The organism is Nocardia sp. NPDC059180 (assembly GCF_042754945.1).
GTDB lineage: Bacteria > Actinomycetota > Actinomycetes > Mycobacteriales > Mycobacteriaceae > Nocardia.
This window is the reverse complement of record NZ_JBHZBU010000001.1, coordinates 575458-595248: the sequence shown is the minus strand read 5'-3', so window position 1 is coordinate 595248 and position 19791 is coordinate 575458. Positions and strand designations below refer to the sequence as shown.

The 19791-nt window shown below is 67.0% G+C and carries 21 protein-coding genes and 1 tRNA gene; 11 read left to right on the top strand and 11 right to left on the bottom strand.

Annotated elements, in window-relative coordinates:
* The first annotated feature begins 200 nt into the window (after positions 1 to 200).
* Positions 201 to 2603, top strand: coding sequence for an MMPL family transporter (locus tag ACFXNW_RS02765; RefSeq protein WP_379415385.1), 2403 nt, complete (start codon positions 201 to 203; stop codon positions 2601 to 2603).
* A 162-nt stretch (positions 2604 to 2765) separates the two neighbouring features.
* Here the strand turns inward: ACFXNW_RS02765 and ACFXNW_RS02760 are convergent, their stop codons facing one another.
* Positions 2766 to 3011 (bottom strand): hypothetical protein, encoded by a 246-nt coding sequence (locus ACFXNW_RS02760; RefSeq protein ID WP_379415384.1) that lies wholly within the window; start codon positions 3009 to 3011, stop codon positions 2766 to 2768.
* A gap of 333 nt (positions 3012 to 3344) precedes the next feature.
* Between ACFXNW_RS02760 and ACFXNW_RS02755 the strand changes: the two genes are divergently transcribed.
* Positions 3345 to 3719, top strand: coding sequence for a VOC family protein (locus ACFXNW_RS02755; RefSeq protein ID WP_379415383.1), 375 nt, complete (start codon positions 3345 to 3347; stop codon positions 3717 to 3719).
* Between the two features lie 78 nt (positions 3720 to 3797).
* Here the strand turns inward: ACFXNW_RS02755 and ACFXNW_RS02750 are convergent, their stop codons facing one another.
* On the bottom strand, positions 3798 to 4637 hold the full coding sequence (locus tag ACFXNW_RS02750) for an oxidoreductase (protein ID WP_379415382.1): 840 nt from the start codon (positions 4635 to 4637) through the stop codon (positions 3798 to 3800).
* Positions 4638 to 4698: 61 nt separating this feature from the next.
* On the opposite strand from ACFXNW_RS02750, the gene ACFXNW_RS02745 reads away from it, so the two are divergent.
* Positions 4699 to 5592, top strand: coding sequence for a LysR family transcriptional regulator (locus ACFXNW_RS02745; RefSeq protein ID WP_379415381.1), 894 nt, complete (start codon positions 4699 to 4701; stop codon positions 5590 to 5592).
* Between the two features lie 6 nt (positions 5593 to 5598).
* On the opposite strand, the gene ACFXNW_RS02740 is transcribed toward ACFXNW_RS02745, so the two are convergent.
* Positions 5599 to 6207, bottom strand: a complete 609-nt coding sequence (locus ACFXNW_RS02740; RefSeq protein ID WP_379415380.1) for a TetR family transcriptional regulator — start codon at positions 6205 to 6207, stop codon at positions 5599 to 5601.
* A gap of 91 nt (positions 6208 to 6298) precedes the next feature.
* On the opposite strand from ACFXNW_RS02740, the gene ACFXNW_RS02735 reads away from it, so the two are divergent.
* Positions 6299 to 7444, top strand: a complete 1146-nt coding sequence (locus tag ACFXNW_RS02735; RefSeq protein WP_379415379.1) for an FAD-dependent oxidoreductase — start codon at positions 6299 to 6301, stop codon at positions 7442 to 7444.
* Positions 7445 to 7469: 25 nt separating this feature from the next.
* On the opposite strand, the gene ACFXNW_RS02730 is transcribed toward ACFXNW_RS02735, so the two are convergent.
* Positions 7470 to 7664, bottom strand: coding sequence for a hypothetical protein (locus ACFXNW_RS02730; RefSeq protein WP_379415378.1), 195 nt, complete (start codon positions 7662 to 7664; stop codon positions 7470 to 7472).
* A 40-nt stretch (positions 7665 to 7704) separates the two neighbouring features.
* Entirely contained in the window at positions 7705 to 8877 is a 1173-nt protein-coding gene (locus ACFXNW_RS02725; RefSeq protein WP_379415377.1) for a helix-turn-helix domain-containing protein, read from the bottom strand.
* A gap of 197 nt (positions 8878 to 9074) precedes the next feature.
* Between ACFXNW_RS02725 and ACFXNW_RS02720 the strand changes: the two genes are divergently transcribed.
* The 6 genes from ACFXNW_RS02720 to ACFXNW_RS02695 all read left to right on the top strand — a co-directional run bounded on the left by ACFXNW_RS02720 (position 9075) and on the right by ACFXNW_RS02695 (position 12876).
* A complete protein-coding gene (locus tag ACFXNW_RS02720; protein WP_379415375.1) occupies positions 9075 to 9356 on the top strand; it encodes a hypothetical protein in 282 nt (93 codons plus the stop codon).
* Between the two features lie 205 nt (positions 9357 to 9561).
* A complete protein-coding gene (locus ACFXNW_RS02715; protein WP_379415374.1) occupies positions 9562 to 9870 on the top strand; it encodes a DUF6191 domain-containing protein in 309 nt (102 codons plus the stop codon).
* A gap of 159 nt (positions 9871 to 10029) precedes the next feature.
* Positions 10030 to 11235 carry a cytochrome P450 gene (locus ACFXNW_RS02710; protein WP_379415372.1) on the top strand — a complete coding sequence of 402 codons (1206 nt, stop codon included), beginning with the start codon at positions 10030 to 10032 and terminating at the stop codon, positions 11233 to 11235.
* Positions 11236 to 11331: 96 nt separating this feature from the next.
* Positions 11332 to 12273, top strand: coding sequence for a helix-turn-helix domain-containing protein (locus ACFXNW_RS02705; RefSeq protein ID WP_379415370.1), 942 nt, complete (start codon positions 11332 to 11334; stop codon positions 12271 to 12273).
* A 73-nt stretch (positions 12274 to 12346) separates the two neighbouring features.
* Positions 12347 to 12628, top strand: a complete 282-nt coding sequence (locus ACFXNW_RS02700) for a type II toxin-antitoxin system Phd/YefM family antitoxin (protein WP_379415368.1) — start codon at positions 12347 to 12349, stop codon at positions 12626 to 12628.
* Positions 12625 to 12876, top strand: coding sequence for a Txe/YoeB family addiction module toxin (locus ACFXNW_RS02695; protein WP_379415367.1), 252 nt, complete (start codon positions 12625 to 12627; stop codon positions 12874 to 12876). Before ACFXNW_RS02700 ends, ACFXNW_RS02695 begins: the two co-directional genes overlap by 4 nt.
* A 58-nt stretch (positions 12877 to 12934) precedes the next feature.
* Here the strand turns inward: ACFXNW_RS02695 and ACFXNW_RS02690 are convergent.
* The 3 genes from ACFXNW_RS02690 to ACFXNW_RS02680 all read right to left on the bottom strand — a co-directional run bounded on the left by ACFXNW_RS02690 (position 12935) and on the right by ACFXNW_RS02680 (position 14119).
* Positions 12935 to 13025, bottom strand: a tRNA-Ser gene (locus ACFXNW_RS02690).
* A gap of 61 nt (positions 13026 to 13086) precedes the next feature.
* On the bottom strand, positions 13087 to 13521 hold the full coding sequence (locus ACFXNW_RS02685; RefSeq protein ID WP_379416260.1) for a nucleoside deaminase: 435 nt from the start codon (positions 13519 to 13521) through the stop codon (positions 13087 to 13089).
* Between the two features lie 58 nt (positions 13522 to 13579).
* Entirely contained in the window at positions 13580 to 14119 is a 540-nt protein-coding gene (locus tag ACFXNW_RS02680; protein WP_379415365.1) for a tRNA adenosine deaminase-associated protein, read from the bottom strand.
* 58 nt (positions 14120 to 14177) lie between these two features.
* Between ACFXNW_RS02680 and ACFXNW_RS02675 the strand changes: the two genes are divergently transcribed.
* Entirely contained in the window at positions 14178 to 15128 is a 951-nt protein-coding gene (locus ACFXNW_RS02675; RefSeq protein ID WP_379415364.1) for a prephenate dehydrogenase, read from the top strand.
* 248 nt (positions 15129 to 15376) lie between these two features.
* On the opposite strand, the gene ACFXNW_RS02670 is transcribed toward ACFXNW_RS02675, so the two are convergent.
* The 3 genes from ACFXNW_RS02670 to ACFXNW_RS02660 are packed head-to-tail and all read right to left on the bottom strand — an operon-like array spanning position 15377 to position 19770.
* Positions 15377 to 15988 (bottom strand): putative glycolipid-binding domain-containing protein, encoded by a 612-nt coding sequence (locus ACFXNW_RS02670; RefSeq protein WP_379415362.1) that lies wholly within the window; start codon positions 15986 to 15988, stop codon positions 15377 to 15379.
* 36 nt (positions 15989 to 16024) lie between these two features.
* A complete protein-coding gene (locus ACFXNW_RS02665) occupies positions 16025 to 17965 on the bottom strand; it encodes an ABC transporter ATP-binding protein (RefSeq protein ID WP_379415361.1) in 1941 nt (646 codons plus the stop codon).
* Complete coding sequence (locus ACFXNW_RS02660; protein ID WP_379415359.1) at positions 17962 to 19770, bottom strand: ABC transporter ATP-binding protein; 1809 nt, start codon at positions 19768 to 19770, stop codon at positions 17962 to 17964. The genes ACFXNW_RS02665 and ACFXNW_RS02660 overlap by 4 nt, the downstream gene beginning before the upstream one ends.
* Positions 19771 to 19791: the final 21 nt, after the last annotated feature.

Genomic DNA, 19791 nt, shown 5'->3' with positions numbered 1-19791 from the left:
TGTCCTGCCCGGCTCCGGGTGCCCGAGAAATTGAGGTTGCGCCTCCGATTAGTACCTACGGTAGTCTACCTACCGCACGGTAGGCAGAGCGCGTCAATTGGAGGCGGGGACGGCAAGCACCCGCGGCAGAGGTGCTGTCTACACGCTCCAGCAATTGAACCGACCCATAGCAAGCCCAGCGATAGCTAGGAGAGACCCCCGTGTCCGTTTATCTATACCGATGGGGAAAGTTCGCTTTCCGCCGGAAGTGGATAGTGCTGCCCGTCTGGCTGCTCCTTTTGGTGCTGCTCGGCGGGGTCGCGACGACGCTGTCGAAGCCATTCCAGGACAAATTCGAGATGCCCGGCCTACCGTCCGAGCGGGCCACCCAGATCCTCGAAGAGCACATGCCGGAGTACGCGTCGGGTTTCAGCATCGACGCGATCACCGCCACCTACGTGGTTGCCGCCCAGAACGGCAAGCTCTCCGATCCGAACAACATGGCCGCCCTCGACGCGATGGTCGCGGAGCTCAACGCGCCGAAGCTCGGTGACCAGGAGATCGTCGACCACACGCGCAAGATCGTCAATCCGGTCACCGAGACCCAGATGATGCCCGCGAGCCCTGAGGCGGCCAAGCAGCAGGCCGAGGCCATGGCCGCGCTGGAACCGGGTCAGACACCACCGATCCCGTCGCCCAACTGCCTCGACAATCCCGAGGCGCCCGACTTCAAGGGCATGTGCTCCGGTGCGCCGCTGAACGTGCTGAACGAGCAGAAGCCCGGCACCGTCGCGGTGATCACCGTGCCGTTCACGATGGCGGAGTTCTCCGACGTCAAACCCGAGCATCGGGAAGCCGCCGAGGCCGTTGCCGAGCGCGCCCATGAGGCAGGCCTGACCGCCGAGATGACCGGCGTCCTCGCCCAGGAGCAGCCCGAGCAGGGCTCGGCGGAAATGATCGGCATCGGCGTCGCGCTGATCGTGATGATCATCGCCTTCGGCGCGCTGGTCGCCGCCTTCGTGCCCATCATCACCGGCATCGTCGGCGTCGGCGCCGCAGGCTTGGTGATCGTGGCCGGTACCTCGCTGACCGCTGTCCCGACCTTCACCCCGATCCTGGCCTCCATGATCGGTCTCGCACTGTCGATCGACTACGCGCTGTTCATCGTGTCCAGGTACAAACACGAACTCGTCGTCCAGGATTCGCCGGAAGAGGCCGCGGGTGTCGCGGTCGGCACCGCGGGTTCGGCGGTCGTATTCGCCGGCCTGACCGTGCTCATCGCGCTGCTCGGGCTCAGCATTGTCGGCGTCAGCTTCCTGACCGCCATGGGTATCGGTGGTGCGATCGCCGCCGCGTTCGCCGTCGTCACCGCGATCACCCTGCTGCCTGCGCTGATGGGCGCTTTCGGCCGGTTCCTTTTCAAGCCGAAGGTCCCGTTCGTCGCCAAGCACGATCCCGAAGACGACACCTCGGTCACCAACGGCATGCGGTTCGCCAAGCTCATCGCCAAGGCTCCCGCCGTGACGCTGATCCTGTGCGTTGTGGTGCTCGGTGCGCTCGCCGCGCCGGCGCTGAACCTGAACCTCGGCCTGCCCGGCGGTGACAGCGCACCCAAGGATTCCTCGATCCGCAAGGCTTACGAGTTGCAGACCGAAGGCTTCGGCGAGGGCAAGAACGGCATGCTCGTGGTGGCTGTCGACCTGTCCGAGGTGCCGCAGGATCAGCGCGACACCGCGCTGACGGAGCTGCGGGACCGGCTGTCGGGCTACGAGGACATGGACTACCTGACCACCGCTCAGCCGAGCGAGGACGGGCAGGCCGCGCTGTTCATGGCGGTGCCGAAGTCCGGCCCGAACAGTGCTGCGACCCAGGATCTGGTCTCCGATGTCCGCGATGCCGAAGGTGAGTTCACCTCGAAGTACGGCATGGAATACGGCATCACCGGTGAGACCGCGATCTACGCCGACGTCAACCACGTGCTGCTCGCCAGCATCGTGCCTTACCTGGCGATCGTGGCCGGTGCGGCGTTCCTGCTGCTGGTGCTGGTGTTCCGGTCGATTCTGGTGCCGTTGACCGCAGCACTCGGGTTCCTGTTGTCGATGGCGGCCACCTTCGGTGTCACCGTGCTGTTCTTCCAGGAGGGCGCGCTCGGCCTCATCGAGGACACCCATCCGATCATCAGCTTCCTGCCCATCATGTTGATCGGCATCGTGTTCGGTCTCGCCATGGACTACCAGGTGTTCCTGGTGACGCGTATGCGTGAGGAATTCGTGCACGGCAAGTCGCCGACGGAGGCGATGATCGACGGCTACCACCACGGCGCCCGCGTCGTGACCTCGGCCGCGATCATCATGATCTCGGTGTTCGCCGGATTCATGCTGTCCTCGGATGTCACCTCGAAGTCCATGGGCTTCGCGATGGCGGCGGGCGTGTTCTTCGACGCCTTCCTGGTCCGCATGGTGCTGATCCCATCGCTGCTGGTGCTGATGGGTAAGTGGGCCTGGTGGCTGCCGGCCTGGCTGGACAAGATCCTGCCGGATATCGACGTGGAAGGCACCAAGCTGCGCGAACTTCAGCAGCGCGATGCCGAAGCCGCGAAGAAGCCGGTGGAAGCCGGGGTCTGATTCCCACGGCTCCACTGATGACACGAACCCCGTCCGGCGATCTGCCGGGCGGGGTTCGTCCTTTTCCCGAGTGTCCCGGAGGCCGCCCTCCCGTGGCAGCCACATACGTGGCCTGTGCTCGTCGGCCGGCGACCGACGACCACAGGGCCGATCACCGAGCTACTACTGGCTCGGTTCCGGCAATGTGCAGTGCTCGACCTTCGGGTTGAGGCCCGCGTAGTTGAGTGGGCCCGCAACCACGGTCAATGCGATGGTGGCGAAATCGCGGCATTCGGCCGGGGCTGCGGTGAAGTAGTCGCGCTGGAATGCCGCGACAAACCCGATCACCAACCACACCATCAACAGCAAACTCAGTATGCTCGCGCCGAAGCCGCGCGACGATCTGGCGCGAATCGAAGGCTCGCGCATGGCAATCGCTTCCTTCCATCTCCGAGTACCGGTGGGGTACCCGGCCCGGCCCGTGGCTATCAGCCGGGCAGGTGGTGTCACCATCGCGGCCGAACCGGACACTGATGCCCGGTCGGCGTACGGCCCGACCGAACGAAGGTTCGGCAGCGTGCCCGCGCCCCTGATCAACTCGGACGCTAGGAACCAGTATTCAGCCCGGGACGGCGGGGGCCAAGTGCCTGCTCGAAGTCACCGGACCCGCCGCCGTCATCGGGCTGACAATCAACGACCGATTACCTGTCGCGTCACCGGGTAACCGTCGGGTGATCACCCGACGGAATCAGGAGGCCGTGGATGGCATTGCAAGGCGTTGTCGGCTTGCGGACGGTGGTTCTGGATTGTCCGGAACCACGTCGACTCGCCGAGTTCTATCTGGACTTACTCGGTGGGGAGATCATCGAGAGCGAAAGCGACGACACCTGGGTCGCGATGGTCGAGCCGCAGGGTAGCCGACTCGCATTCCAGCTCGCCCCCGAATACCAACCGCCCCGCTTTCCTGATCCGAAGGCCTCACAGCAGCTCCACCTGGATATCCTCGTCAGCGATGTCGACGTTGCCGAGCCTGCGATACTCGAGGCAGGCGCGAAGTTCATTCTCGCGGCGGAGAACTTCCGGGTGTATACCGATCCGGTGGGCCACACCTTCTGCCTGGTGTGGCTGCCGCACTGAGCGACTCGGGTCCTCACGAGCAGCGATCACCGGCTGTTCGCGCTCTCGTCGGGATCTGAGCGTCGAGTAGCTCGGCGCTCATTCGTCGAAAGCGGTGTCGCGGGCCAGCTTTTCCCACTCGTCCAGTTCAGTGCGGACGCCGTCGAGGTGACCGATGATGGCGTCGACGGCATCGCTGCCGAGCGGCAGTCGCAGCGGAGTCTGCTCGGCGTTGAGCGCGGTGACGATTGCCGCGGCCGCCTTTGCCGGATCACCGGCCTGCCCGCCGTCGCCGCCCTGCACGAATTGCTTGGTCGCACCGACGGTCTCGGCGTAGGCCGGGTGGTCGGCGCTGAAATAGGCAGCGTTCTTGCCGAACAGGTTGGTGCGGAAGGAACCCGGTTCGACGACGAGCACCTTGATACCGAAGCCCTTGACCTCGTCGGCGAGCGCCTCCGACAGTCCTTCCAGCGCGAATTTCGTTGCGCTGTAGGCGGAGAACCCGGCGAACGACAGTTGCCCACCCATGCTGCTCAGGTTGACGATCGCGCCGCTTCGGCGTTCGCGCATCGGCGGGAGTGCGGCGCGGATCAGGGCCGACGGGCCGAAGAAGTGCACGTCGAACAGGTCGCGCAGTTCGGCATCGGTGGTCGCTTCCACGGCGCCGACCTGGGTGCGACCCGCATTGTTGACCAGCACGTCGATGCGGCCGTGGCGGGCAAGAACGTCGGCAACCACTTCCTCGGCGCGTGCGACATCGGCGACGTCGAGCTGGACCGGATCCACCTGGTCGGGGTGGGCAGCGACAAGGGCGTCGAGCGCTTCGGGGCGCCGCACCGCCGCGACGACCGTATCGCCGGCCGCGATGGCAGCGTCGGTGAGTGCGCGGCCGAAACCGCTTGTCGCGCCGGTGATCAGCCATACCTTGGATTCGTTCATGGGACCATCCTGTCCCGGCGCAGGGTCGCCCGTCCAAGACCCTTTGTGATAACCATTGGTTATGGATGTACACGGCCGGGATCTCGGATATTTCGTCGCCGTCGCCGAGGAACTGCACTTCGGCCGGGCCTCCGAACGGCTGTTCATCTCCCAGCCCGCCTTGAGCAAGCAGATCCGCGCACTGGAACGTCAGCTCGGCGCACAGCTGTTCGAACGCGACCGCCGTAGCGTCACTCTGACGCCGGTCGGAGCGGCCCTGCTCCCGCACGCTCGCGCGATCCTCGCCCAATGGACCGACGCCCGCGCCGACGTCGACGCCGCGAAGACCGCCCAGGCGGCCACCCTCGTCATCGGCATGAGCACCAGCCCCAGCCGCGGGCTGCTACCGGCCATCCGCTCCCGCATGACCGAACGATTTCCGCAGGTCAGCATCACTTTGCGGCAGATCGCGTGGAACGATCCCACGGCCGGACTGGCCGACGGCGGTACCGATGTGGCGTTCGTCTGGCTGCCGTTGTCCGAGCAGGACCGTTTCGACACCGTCGTGGTGGCGCGTGAACCACACAATATCGCGCTTCCTGCCTCGCATCCGCTGGCCGGACGTGAGTTCATCGATTTCGCCGACGTCATCGCTGAGCCCTTCCTCGCGTTGCCGCCGGAGGCGGGCGCACTACGCGATTACTGGCTGGCCATGGACTCCCGTGGTGGACGTCCGCCGGTGATCGGCGCGGAAATCACCAGCGCGGAGGAAACCCACGAAGCCGTCGCGGCCGGGTTGGGGCTCGTGCTACTCGCGGCCGGCAATGCGCCGCTGATCGCCCGCGACGATGTGGTGGTGCGGCCCGTGCACGGGATCGCCCCTGCCGAACTTGCCGTCGCTCGTCGCCGCGACGACCATCGCCCGCTCGTGCTCGGATATATCGAGGCGACCCGCCGCGCTACCGCTGAGCGCTGAGCGTTATCAGCAGGGGCGGCCTTCCTGGTCCACAGCCGGCGGCAGCAGCTCCACAGCGCCGGCATCGGGCTCCCCGGTGAGATAGCGCTGGAGCGTAGGCCCGATCCACGCGACGACTTCCTGTCTGCTCATCGCGACCAGCGGCGGGAACTCCAGCACGAACCGGCACAGCGCCATGCCGAGGATCTGCGAGGCGGCCAGCCCGGCCCGCAACGGCACCTGCTGCGGATCCTCGACCGTGCGGGCGACCACCGGCGCCAGTTGCGCGGCGAAGATCGACCGCATCCGCTCGGCGACGGCAGCGTTGGTGACGCCGGCACGCAGCAGGATCAGCAGGGCTTCATCGCGCTCCCAACGTTCCAGGAAATGCGCGACGACGGTGGCGCCGAGTCGCTCTCGCGGCACCGTCGACAGGTCCGGTAGTTCCAGGTCGAATTCCGCAGCGGCCGCGAACAGCCCCTCCTTGTTGCCGAAGTAGCGCATCACCATCGCCGGATCGATGCCGGCGTCGGCCGCGATGGCGCGAATGGTGGCCCGGTCGTATCCGTCGGCGGCAAAGCGTTCACGAGCCGCGGCGAGGATGACGGCTTTCGTTTCACCCGAGGACCTTCTCATGTCAACGAGTGTAGGCCAACGACTGTTGACATAGCGAATCTGCCGCTCTACCTTGAATGCCAACAGTTGTTGACTTTCTGAGGAGAGCGAAATGATGAACTCCATCGCAGACGTGTTGATCATCGGAGCCGGTCCCGTCGGCCTGACCGCAGCGGTCGTCCTGGAACAGCTCGGCCACGATGTGGTGATCGTCGACAGCCAGAGCGAAGGCGCGAACACCTCGCGGGCCGCGGTGGTCCACCCGCACACACTCGAACTGCTCGAGCCCTACGGCGTGACGCCCGCGCTGGTCGAGCGGGGCCTGCACACCCCGGCCTTCTCCATCCGCGACCGCGACCAACTGCTGATCGGCGTCCCGTTCAGCAACCTCCCCACGGCCTACCCCTACACGCTGATGATCTCCCAGGCCGACACCGAAAAGTTCCTGCTGGAGCGGTTTTCCGAGCTCGGCGGCAAGGTGATCCGACCCGCGACGGTGACCGAGGTCGTGCAGGACGCCGACAGCGTCACCGCGACCTTCGACGACGGCAAGCAGATCCGCGCCCGCTACCTCATCGGCGCCGACGGCATGCACAGCCTGGTGCGCGAACAGGCAGGCATCGGATTCACCGGCGGAACCTACGGTGAGTCGTTCACCCTCGCCGACGTCCGGATGTCCGGCGGTGTCCCGCAGGACGAGGTGATCCTGTACTTCTCCCCCGCAGGCCTGGTCGTCGTCGCACCATTGCCGGACGATATGTACCGCATCGTCGCCACCGTCGACGAAGCCCCGCACGACCCCGACATCAGCTTCGTGCAGCGGCTACTGGACGAGCGCGGCCCGCAATCCCACCCCGCAGTGGTCGAGGAAGTGGTGTGGGGCTCCCGCTTCCGCGTCCACCACCGCATCGCCGACAGCTTCCGCCTCGGCCGAATCCTGCTGGCAGGGGATGCGGGCCACGTGCATTCACCGGCAGGCGGTCAGGGCATGAACCTCGGCATCGAGGACGCGATCACCTCCGCCGAGGCCCTGTCGCAAGTCCTCGGCGGCGCCCCCGACACCCTCCTCGACGATCTCGCCACTTCCCGCCGCAACACCGCCGAAAGCGTGGTCTCGATCGCGAGCCGGCTCACCGACGTGGCAACCGTTTCCGCGCGGGTGCGGCCTCTTCGCAACCTGGCCATGCGCCTCGCAGGCAAGATTCCGGCGATCCGCCGCCGCCTCGCCTGGCGCCTGTCCGGCCTCGACCGCCGTTGAGTGTGAACGCAACCTGGCGCCAGCTTCACTCCAGCTTCGATAAGAGCGCAGCGTGCTTGGCGATCGATTCATTGATCAGGGCTGCAACGTGCTCCCGGCGCCTGGTGCCATCCCAGTCGACGCCCTCATCGTCGTCAACCTCGCCTCGGCGACCCGGAACATCGGCGCGTTCACTCGCCTTCCGGGCGTCGTCCTCATCCAATCGCCGCGTCATCTCCATGCGGACCATTGTTCCGCGGCGAAACGGTGCGGACGACGCTCTACAGCGTGGTGCCGAGCCAGTGGGCGAAGCCGAGGAGGCTGTCGGATTGGCGGCGTTGGGCGGAGGCTATGCCGTAGACGGTTTCGCGGACGGAGGGGTGGAGTCGGGTTTGCTGGGGGGCGGCGGCGCGGGCGGAGTAGAGCGCTCGCAGCGCTTTGTCCGGCTGCCCGACCAGGACCCAAGCGCGTGCGACGTCTTGCCAATGGTGGCCGGCGCGTGGCGGGGCGATCTCGGCGGGCAAGGTCAGGACGGAGCCTTCGCGGGCAGCGCGGTCGGGATCGCCGGACTCGAGCGCCACCGCACAGGCGTGGATTCCGACGTTGGCGGGGCCGAATAGGGTTCCGTACAGGTCGGATTCACCACGCATCGTCGACGCCAAGGCACGCGCGTGCTCGATGTGGTCGGCCGCCGTGTCCGGGCGAATGCCTCGCGCGGCAACGATCGCGCCGCATAGATGTCCGTAGCCACGCACCGCCTTCGCGCGCCGGTTGTCGCCCTCGATCATGTCCAAGCCTTGTTCGACAAGCTGCAACCCTACGTCATTCGCGTTGTGGTACATGAGGATTCGAGCGCGCTTGATCCTCGCCTGTGGCAGGTAGAGCGGGTCGTCTGCTTGGGCGGCGGCCCAGTCGAGGCGGTCCAGCACAGACGGCGCCAGACTGGTGAAGCCGAAACGCCTGCACAGCCGTTCGGTGGTCACATAGGCACCGCATAGCAGCGAGAACACCTTGCCGCGCTCGTCATCGGGCGCGCCATGCAATGCGCCGTACAACTGGCGAAGCAGTACCGGGATCCGGGCGAGCGCCGTGCGCCCTTTGTCGTTCCGGTAGGCCGAGTCGATTGCCGTCATCTCCGCCTCGAGTTCGGCCAACGACGGCGGCTCGACCGCGCGGACATACGGCCCCTCGGCCAGCACTGAACGCAGCTCGGCCAGACCTTCCAGCGGCCCGTCTTCCTCGATCAGGTCGTAGTACGGAGTACCGGTCAGATACTCGGGTTCGACGCCGAGCACACCGGCGACGGCGGCAACGAAACCAGGCGACGCGGGTTCTCGGTTCTGCTCGACAGCGCGCACCATCGAAAGGCTGTAGCGGGCTCGCTGAGCTAGCTGGACTTGCTTGAGGCCCGCGAGTTTACGCAGGCCGGCGATGCGGTCGCCCGTAGTCGTCACCGCGTCCCTCCATCTGTCGGGAGTCCACGTCGATTCCCTTCCGAGCGTACCGAAGCAGGCCCCGCGCGATGGCCGCACTGTTACTCGACTGGCACTCCCCATGCCTGCCAGCAGCGAATGTGTTCCGTGCCCCGCCGCCGGGAGGGCAGCAACCTCGGCGGCGGGAGCATTCCACCATTCGACCGAGGGGGTAGGCGATGCGTGACCGACCAGCAGCATTGGGATGGATCGACCCCGAAATCAGCACTGCACCAGACTGGGACTCCGCCCAGGTGCAGCGCCTCGCACGCAGGCTCGGGTTTCATCTGGTTTTCCCACAGGAACATTCCCGCCTACCGGTCGCCGACCAGGTCCGTGGCGCCGAGGTCGATGCGGTGATCATCCCTGGCCCGAACCACATCGACCCACTCGCCCTGGACTCGATCATGCACCTCTGTGATCTGTCTGCCCACGACTGTCTTTCACTCGTTGGACCGTGATCGGAACGTCGCGGTGAGCATTGCGATCGGTTTCGGTATCGCCCTCGGATTACCGCTGGCGGTGATCGCTGCTGCGGTGTGGTGGCCTTCGGCGCGGGATCGCCGGTCCGATGAGGACGACGAGGAGTGAGCATGACCGCCATACGGCGATGGGCGCGGGTACCGTCGATTTCGAGCGGCGCACAATCGGCGGAGGGCGCGGAACGTGCAATGGGTTATCGGTGGGGCGGTCCTGGTGATCATCGGGCTGGTGGTCGACCAGATCGGGTTCTGGGCCGAGCGGCGCGGGTGGATCTACTGGCGCAGGCGCAGGCCCGAGCCGTCCGGCGGCGGTGGGGTGGCGGGGATGTTCGGCGAGATGCAAGCGCTGCTTTCGCCCTCCTACCGGCACACGATCAGCGAGGTCGAGGCGAAGAAAACGCTGCGGGTGGACCTGGCGACCGGCGACGATCACCCGGTCGTGGTCGATCTCGACGGCAATACCGTTGTGCTGCGGCCGCCGTCACCGCAGTGAACCCCGCACACACCTGAATTTTGGATTTCGCACCGGCGGATTTCGCTGCGGGGCAGAGAATCCCGATCGAGTCGATTCGGTCACCGGCACCGGCCCACACTCTTCAAGCGCTTATCGAACGCGCACCGTCAGAGGCCGATCAACGCACCGGAGAACCGTATGACCGAGTCCCTCATTCAGCTGCCCACGGCTGGAGAACCAGTGATCGACACCTTCGACCGGATGATCCGGACCGGGCCGATCGTGCCCTACGAACTGCCGGGTGGGGTGAAAGCTTGGATGGCGGTCAGCCATCAGGCGGTCGGCGAGGTCCTTGCCGGTGACGGCACGCTGTTCAGCCACAGCGCGAAGAATTGCCCGGCGATGCACGACGGGACGGTCCCGGCGGACTGGCCGCTTCGCGTGCTGACCGACGCCGATCACCTGCTCAACAAGGACGGTGCCGACCACATGCGGATGCGCCGGGCCATCGCCCGCGCGTTCACGCCCGCCCGAGTCGCCCAACTCGAACCACGCATCCAACAGCTCACCAACGACCTCATCGACCGATTCGCCGACCAGCCTGAGGTGGATCTCGTCGAGAACTTCACCATGCCGCTGCCGGTCGGGGTGGTCTGCGAACTGTTCGGCGTACCCACCAGCGACCAGCCGAAGTTTCGTGGATGGACCTCCACGCTCATCTCGCACACCAGCACCGGCGAGCAGACTCAGGCGGCCATGCAGGAGATGGTCGGCTATCTGACCGAGCTGGTCGCCGACAAGCACCGCAACCCCGGTGACGACCTGACCTCGGACCTGGTGCAGGCCCAGGCCGACCACGGTATCGCCGACGCCGAGCTGGTCGAAATGCTGTGGATCATCATCGTGGCCGGACACGAGACCACCATGCATCTGCTCGGCAATGCGGTGGTGGCGCTGTACACCTATCCCGAGCAGCTCGCGGCGGCCCGGGCCGGTGACCGGTGGGCCGATGTCGTCGAGGAGACCTTGCGTTATCGGAACGCGGCCTGCGCCATGTTCAACCGATACGCCCTGCACGATGCCCAGATCGCCGGTGTCGATATCCCCGCAGGCGCGATCGTGGGCTGGTTCGCCGGCGTGGGACGCGATCCGGAGAAGTATCCGGACGCCGATGTCTTCGATATCGACCGAGATCACTCGGATCAGCTGGGATTCGGACGCGGCCCGCACTTCTGCCTCGGCGCACACCTGGCCCGGCTGGAATCTCGCATCGCACTGTCCACCTTGTTCGGGCGGTTCCCGCACCTGCGGCTCGCGTGCGATCCGGCCGAGATCCCGTACGCCCCGCAGTTCATGACCAACGGCCCACTCTGCGTGCCGGTCGAGCTCCAAGCCATCAACTGAGCCAGGCCGCCCACCGGCGGGAAGCCGGAAGAATGCTGTCTGACCACCGCTGAGCGGATACGTGGAGATCACCATCAGAGCGACCGAGTTACCGTCATGCGGTATTCCGAGCTGACCGTAACAAGCACAGCGGTGTGGACCGAGGTCACCGATCATCTTCTGACCGCGGATCACCGGTACCGTGACCCGGCCGACTGGTGGGCTCGGATCACGGTGCAGGAGTCCTCGGGCTACACCCTGTTGCGCGCACAGCAGCGCGGAGACCACCTGATGAACCGCAGCCGCTCACATATCCAGCGCGGCCCGACCGATCACTGCTGGATCGTGTTCCCGGAGCATGGCGAATACGTCATCCAGCAGCCCGACCGGCTCACCCGGGTACCACCCCGGCACGGGTTCGTCCTCGAGCTGGACCGGACCTGCCGGGTCCTGCTACCCGGCTCGACGGCCCATGCGCTCCTGCTGCCCCGCGCGCAGCTCGAACAGCGGCTGCCCGCAGGCAGCAGCTCGCAGACGGTGCTCGATATGTCATCGGGTCTGGGCCGAGTGGTGCTGAGCATGCTCACCACCACACTCGCCGGACAATCGGACCTGACGACGCTGGAATTCGACGCCATCTGCGACCGGGTCACCGAACTGCTGTGCTTGATGCTCATCGGCGACGTCGGGCCGCAACAGGCCCATGTGGCCGAAACCGTCGATGCCATCCGAGCATTCGTGCGAACGAACCTCGGCTCCGGTGACGTGCGGCTGCCCGCGGTCGCTCGTGCGCTCGGCTGGTCGCCGCGCCAACTACGGTCGGTCCTGCACCAGACGGGAATCACCTATCGAGACCTGCGGCGGACAGAAGCACTGCGCGCCGCCCGCGATCTGCTGGCGCGTCCAGGCCCACTGTCCATCGGCGAGGTGGCCGCACGCAGCGGGTTCACCAGTGCCGGATTCTCGACGGCGTTCAAATCCGAATACGGCGAAACGCCACGGAATTTTCGGCGGCGCCGTGTGTCCGAGCAACTCGCCGTGAGTCCGCCCCCTGTGTGAGCGGTGGACACCGACCTTTCACTTATAGGATCGCCACCTTGCAGTGGGTTCAGATTCGAGGAGATGAATCAACATGCGCGCGATGCACGCCACTGATGCACGCAAGAATTTCGCGGCCGTGCTCGACGCCGCCACGGAAGACAACGACCAAGTAGTGATCACTCGCAGTGGCGGAAAGGAAGCCGCCGTGGTCATATCGTTGCGCGAGTGGGAGGCGATGACCGAGACCGCCTATCTGCTCTCCGATCCGGCCAACGCCGCATGGCTGGCCGTCGGCATCGCACAGGCCGAGGCGGGGCAGGCCACCGCGCGCGAACTCATTGATCCTGACGCGCCGGCCGAGGACGACCTGTGAGCCGCACGCTCGCATTCACCGACACCGGTTGGACCGACTACCTCTACTGGCAGCACACCGACCGCGCGACGTTCAGAAAATTGAACCAGTTGATCGACGACATCCGGCACAACGGCAATGCCGGAGGCACCGGCACACCTGAACCACTGCGACAGAACCTGTCCGGATGGTGGTCACGCCGCATCGATCACGAACACCGGATCGTCTACCGGTCGGATGACGACAACGTGATCGTCATCGCCTGCTGAGGGCCCCGCTTGCTGACGTAAAAAGCCCCTCGCCTGAATGAACAGGCGAGGGGCTTTATGGCGGTGGCGGAGGGATTTGAACCCTCGGAGGGGGGATACCCCTCACACGCTTTCGAGGCGTGCTCCTTAGGCCGCTCGGACACGCCACCGCCGACTAGGCTACCGGAATCGCGGCTGATCGCTAAATCGGCAGGTCAGGTCCGGGTTGGGTCAGCGCTGGGAGTGGAAGAAGTCGTCGAGGAGGGCGGCGCATTCGGTTTCGAGGATGCCGCCGCGAACTTCGGGGCGGTGGTTGAGGCGTCGGTCGCGGACCACGTCCCAGAGGGAGCCGACCGCGCCGGTCTTGGGTTCCCAGGCGCCGAATACGAGGCGGCCGACCCTGGCCAGTACCAGGGCGCCAGCGCACATCGTGCAGGGCTCGAGAGTGACGGCGAGGGTGGCGCCTTCCAGCCGCCAGCCATCGCCGTGGATCTCCGCCGCCCGCCGCAGCGCAAGAACCTCGGCGTGCGCGGTGGGATCGCCGAGGGCCTCCCGCGCGTTGGCCGCACGGGCCAGTTCGCGGCCGTCGGCGTCGAAGACCACGGCACCGACCGGGACGTCGCGTGGATCGGCGGCTCGGGCGGCCTCGATGGCGGCGCGGACCATGTCGGCGTCGGATGGCCGGACCCCGGCATGCCCTGAACCGAACGGCGCTTCCGTCACGTCAGCGCGGCAGTTTGTCCAGCACCGCCGACAGCTCGTTGGCGAAGCCGAGGCGCTGGGCGATCATGCCGAGTTGCTCGTCGGGGTACAGATCGGTTTCGGCGAGGATGACGCTGAAGACCGGTTCGGGTAGGCCGAGGTCGGCGAGCACACCGAGATCGCCCTCCTCCCAGGGGTCCACATCGTCCAATTCGTCCGGATCGATATCGGGGATCTCCACGTTCAGCGCCTCGAGCACGTCGGCGGCGATGTCGTAATCGATCGCGGCGGTCGCGTCCGACACCAGCAGCCGGGTGCCGCTCGGTGCCGGGCGCACCACGATGAAGAACTCGTCGTCGACGTCGAGCAGGCCGAACACCGCGCCCGAGCTGCGCAATTCCTTGAGTTCGTCTTCAGCCGCGGACAAACTGGTGAGCGCGGCCGAACTCAGCGGACTACACCGCCAGGCGCCGTCTTCACGGACAACGGCTACCGCGAAACCTTCCACGTCGTCGAAATCGTCCGACGCCGCCCTGTTCCCGCCCGAGCGCTGTGCTGCCATGGCCGCAACGGTAGTCGGCTCGAGGTCAAATGTTGAAGTCGTATGCGAATCTGTTCCGGTGACTGGTGACCAGCAAGGGTCCGTATGCGTTCTCGGGACCGGATTGATCGGCGGATCGCTGCTGCGCGCGGCGGTCGGAGCCGGATTTCAGGCGTGGGGATACAACCGGTCGGAGGCCGGCGCCGAGGCCGCCCGCGCGGACGGATTCGACGTCACCGGCGACCTGCCCGCAGTGCTGACCCGGGCCGCTCAGACCGATGCGCTGATCGTGGTCGCGGTGCCGATGCCAGCGGTGGATCAGATCCTGTCCGCGGTCGCCACATTCGCGCCGGAGTGCGCGTTGACCGATGTTGTGAGTGTGAAAGCGCCGGTCGCGGCGGCGGTCCAGCGGCATGGGCTCGGCGCGAGTTTCGTCGGCGGTCATCCGATGGCGGGCACCTCGCAGTCCGGCTGGGCGGCAACCGATCCCACCCTGTTCCAGGGCGCGGCCTGGGCAGTCGGTGTCGACGCGGGCACGCATCCGCAGCCGTGGATGCGGGTGGTTCGGCTGGCGCTGGCCTGCGGCTCGGTGGTCGTCCCGGTCGTGTCCGACGAACACGACCGCGCGGTGGCCCGCATCTCGCACCTGCCGCATGTACTGGCCGAGGCGCTGGCGCTGGCCGGTGCGGGCGGTGGCGAACTGGCGCTCGGGCTGGCCGCGGGCTCGTTCCGGGACGGCACTCGGGTCGCAGGCACCGCCCCCGACCTGGTGCGCGCGATCTGCGAACCCAACGCCGCGGCCCTGCTCGAGGTGCTCGACGAAACACTGACCGTGCTGAATGCCGCCCGCGAGGTGCTGGCCGAGGACGGTTCACTCACCGATCTCACCGAGGCCGGCCACGATGCGCGTCAGCGGTACGAGACGGCCGAGCGCTGGGAGATCAGCGGGATCCGGCCGGGTGACGAGAACTGGCTGAAGCGGCTGCGGGAGGCGGGCCAGAGAGGCGGGGTTCTCACCCACATCGAGTGAGGGCCCCTCGTGCACGACACACGCTCAGCCCACACCCAAAGACCAAACCTCGCCCGCGAGTGGTACCTGACGGCGGGCCCTACTCGATGTTTGCCGCAGCCAGGTACCACTCGCCGATGCCTCGTCCACGTTGACGGCCCGATGTCGACGGCGGCGAGGAGCTGGTGAGGCGATAGGAGCCCCGGCTGGATCGAGTCGAGCCGGACCGCGCTCGGAGGGGCCGGTGCGCTTGCGCCGCGGCGGGCGGCTCAGACGCGTTCGGCCAGGCCCGGGTAGTCGAGGAGGAAGCCGTCCGGGTCGACGGTGACCGTCGCGCTGGAGACCGGTGAGAGGACGCTGATGCCGTCGCTGGCGCTGCTGTAGGTGAGGCTGGCTTCCTGGACGGTCAGGTCGGGCAGGCGGACGTAGACGACGGGGACCTGCACGTCTTCCACTGCGTGCTGGAGGCTGAAGCGGCGGATGGGCAGGGTGTTGAAGAACGGGCTGAGCACCACGTCCACATCGAGTGCACCGCCGAAGGTGGAGCGGATATGGGTTCCGGTGGCGTCGATCAGCCAGTAGTTCTCCTCGTCCCGCGAGATCGAGGCGTGCCGCTCCCCCGCCGCGGTGGTGCTGCGCAGCGAGAGGCGTTTGGTGGCGCCGTTCTCGTCGGTGACCAGGTCGTAGGAGGCGCTGAACGCCGGATGCTCGGCGCCCGCGCCACCGATGATGCGGCCGGTGGCGCGGATGCGGTTGCCGTTGACCGTCACGCGGACCGATTCCATCCGCGACGCGTCATGTGCGCGCCAGGTGAGGACCGCGGGCCACCGGGAGGGCGACGGGCTCACTTGGCCTGATGCTGCGTCGGTCGCGTGCGTCACGTATCTACCGTAAGCGACAACACCGTCATGACCGCATCACACCAGCGACTCGCGCCACGCCGCGTGCAGACCCGCGAAGCGCCCGTTGCCCGCGATCAGCTCCTGCGGGGCGCCGTCCTCGACGATGCGGCCCGCCTCCATGACCAGCACCCGGTCCGCGATGGCCACCGTGGACAGCCGGTGCGCGATGATCACCGCGGTGCGATCGCGCAGCACCGTCTCCAGGGCGTCCTGCACCAGGCGTTCGCTGGGAATGTCCAGACTCGAGGTGGCCTCGTCCAGCACGATCACCGCAGGATCGGCCAGGAACACCCGCGCGAACGCCACCAGCTGCCGCTGTCCGGCCGAGAGCCTGCCGCCGCGCCTGCGCACATCGGTGTCGAATCCGTCCGGCAGGGCCATGACGAACTCGTACAGGCCGACAGCGCGCGCCGCGTCGTGCACCTCGGCGTCGGTGGCCTCGGGCCTGCCCAACCGAATGTTGTCGGCGACCGATCCGGAGAACAGATACGCCTCCTGGGTGACCATGACGATGTGCCGGCGCAGGTCGGCGTCGGTGATCCGGCGTAGGTCGATGCCATCGAGGCTGACGACGCCGCCGGACGGGTCGTAGAAGCGAGTCAGCAGCTTGGCCAGCGTGGATTTGCCCGCTCCGGTGGGGCCGACCAGCGCGACGACCTGGCCTGCGGGGATGTCGAGTGACATTTCGGGCAGCACCGGACTGCGCGGACGTGCCGCATAGTCGAACCACACTCGCTCCAACCGCATCCCACCGGCGACCTTGCCGAGCGAAACCGGGTCATTCGGCTCGGCGACTGCCGGCTGCTCCTCCAGCACTCCGGAGATCTTCTCCAGCGCGGCGGCCGCGGACTGGTAGGAGTTGAAGACCTGGGCGAGTTCGTCGAGGGGGCCGTAGAAGTTCTTCAGATAGAGCAGGTAGGCGGCCAGTACGCCGACGGCGAGGTTGCCCTCGATGACCTGCCAGGCGCCGACGATGATCACCACGACGGTGGTGAGGTTGCCGAGCAGCCGGGTGAGGCCGGCATATTCACCCATACCGCGCACCGCGGTGACGTTGGCTTCGCGGTAGGCGGCGTCCTCGGCGGCGAGCACCGATTCGTTGCGTTCCTCGCGGCGGAACGCCTGCACCGCGCGCATCCCGCCCATCGACTCCACGAACTGCACGACCACTTTGGCGATGGCGCCACGGGTGCGGCGGTAGCCGGCGCGCTGCCTGCGCTGCGCCCAGCGGGTGACCAGGAACAGCGGCACGAAACCCGCGAACACGACCGCGGCCAGGGTCAGGTCCAGGTAGACCAGCAGCACCGCGATGGTGAGCACCGACAGGATCGCGCTCAACGCCTCGTTGAGGGCGCCTTCCAGCAGCTCCTGCAGCGTTTCGATATCGCCGGTGAGCCGGGCGACGACCTTGCCGGAGGTGTACTTCTCGTGGAACCCGACATCGAGGCTCTGAACATGAGCGAATGCACGCACCCGCAGATCGAACAGCACGTTCTGACTCAGCCTGCCCGCGACCCGAACGAAGCAGAAGGTGGTGACCCCGCCGAGCAGCGCGGCTCCGAGGTACCCGCCGACGGCCCACATCAGCGGAGCCCAGTTGCCCACGCGCCCTTCTGAGATGCCACGGTCGAGCCCGTAAGCGACGAACAACGGCCCCGCCACCGTTGCCGCGTTGTCGACGATGATGATGGCGAGGGCGAGCGCCGCGAGCCTGCGATACGGACGAACCAATTCGGCCAGCAGCCGCCGCGACCGGGCCGCGAGCACCAGGTTTCCGGTCTCGGTGACCTCCTTGTCCTCGCTGGCGATACCGCGCCAATCAGCGGCCTCGTCGGCACGCTCGGCGACGGCCACACCTGTGCGAGCATCCTGTCCGACACCCGCATCGGCGCCATCGGAACTCGACGAGATCCGCAAGCCGGCGTCGGCCGGATCCCGCTCAGCGTCGACGCTCATGATTCACCTCCCATCAGTTCGCGGTAGCGGCTGCTGGTGCGCAGCAGTTGGTCGTGGGTGCCCTCGGCGACGATTCGGCCGTCGGCCAGGAGCGCGACACGATCGGCGAGGGCGGCGGTCGAGGGGCGGTGCGCGACCAGCAGCGTGGTGGCTCCGGCGAGTGCGGTGCGCAGGCGTTCCTGCACCTTCTCCTCGGTCTGCACATCGAGCGCCGACAGCGGATCGTCCAGCACGACGATGCGGGCGAGGCCTTCCCGACCGGCCCGGGTGAGCACCGCACGGGCCAATGCCAGCCGCTGACGCTGCCCACCCGACAGGCTCAGGCCCTGCTCACCGATCCTGGTATCCAGCCCCCACGGCAGGTCCGCCACGAAATCCATGGCCTGCGCGATCTCCAGCGCCCGGCGCACATCGTCGTCGGAGGCGTCGGGATCGCCGAGCGCGACGTTCTCGCGCACGCTCGCCGAGAACAGCACCGGATCTTCGAATGCCACCGACACCAGCGACCGCAGATCGCGCACCCGCAGAGCGGCGATATCGATACCGTCGATGGTGACGGCGCCGCCGGTGACGTCGTACAGGCGGGGAATCAGGTTGAGTAGGGCGGTCTTACCACTACCGGTGGCACCGACCAGCGCGACCGTCTCCCCCGGACGGACGGCCAGCGAAATATCGCGCAGCACATCATCTTCGGCCTCTGGAAAGGCGAAACGCACTCCGTCGAGGCGCAGTTCACCGACGATCCGCTCCGGCAGCGCGACCGGATCGTCCGGGTCGGTGATGTCGACGGGGGTGTCGATGATCTCCCAGTATCGGTCGGCGGCGGTGCCCGCGTCGTTCAGTTCGGCGAGCAGGAAGCCGGTCCAGATGATCGGCCACTGCAGGAAGGTCGCCAGGGTGATCGCACCGACGACGGCGCCGAGCGTCATCGTGCCGCCCGCCACCGCGTACGCACCGAATCCGAGCGCGAACACCAGGATCGACTCCGACAGCACCACCATCGCCGACCACAGCGTGGCGTCCAGGCGCACCTTGTACATCTCGGTGCGCTGCAGTTCGCGGGCCTGCGCGGTGAAATGGCCGCCGAAGTAACTGCCGCGGCCGAAGGCCTTGAGCACCCGGATACCTTGCGCGGATTCCTCCGCCGTGGTGGCCAGATCGCCCGACTGGTCCTGTGAACGCCGCGAGGCCACACCGTAGCGCCGGACGAAACGGGTGCAGATGATCGCCAAAGGCAGTGCGGCTGCGGCGAAGATCAGTCCGATCTGCCAGCTCATGGCGACCAGCACGGCCAGCCCGACCGGGATCACCACGATATGGATCACCAGCATCGGACCGGCGAACCCGATGAATCGGCGCACGGTGGCCAGATCGTCGACGGCGCGCGAGAGCAGCTGACCCGATTCCCAGGAATCATGGCGTCCGATCGCCAGCGCCTGTAGTTCACGAAAGATCTTGGCCCGCATGGTGATCTCGAATTGGGTGGCGGGCTTGGCCAGTAGCCAGCGCCTGCCCCACACCCCGACCGCCTCGATCACACCGAGCGCCAGTACCGCGAGCACCGGCGCGACGATGCCGCCGAGATCACCGCGCGCGATCGGTCCGTCGACGATTCGTGCGATCACCAGCGGCGTGAAGACGGCAGTGAGCATCGCCACGACCGACAGTGCGGTGGCCGCGATCAACTCGAATCGGTGCGGCCGCAGATACGGCCAGAACCGGCGCAGCGAGGTCAACCGTCCGGGCGTAGGCGCCGACGGCTGTGGTCTGTCGGCCTCCGCTTCGGCGGAAGGCACGTCCAGCATGACGGACAAATCTCCCCCTTC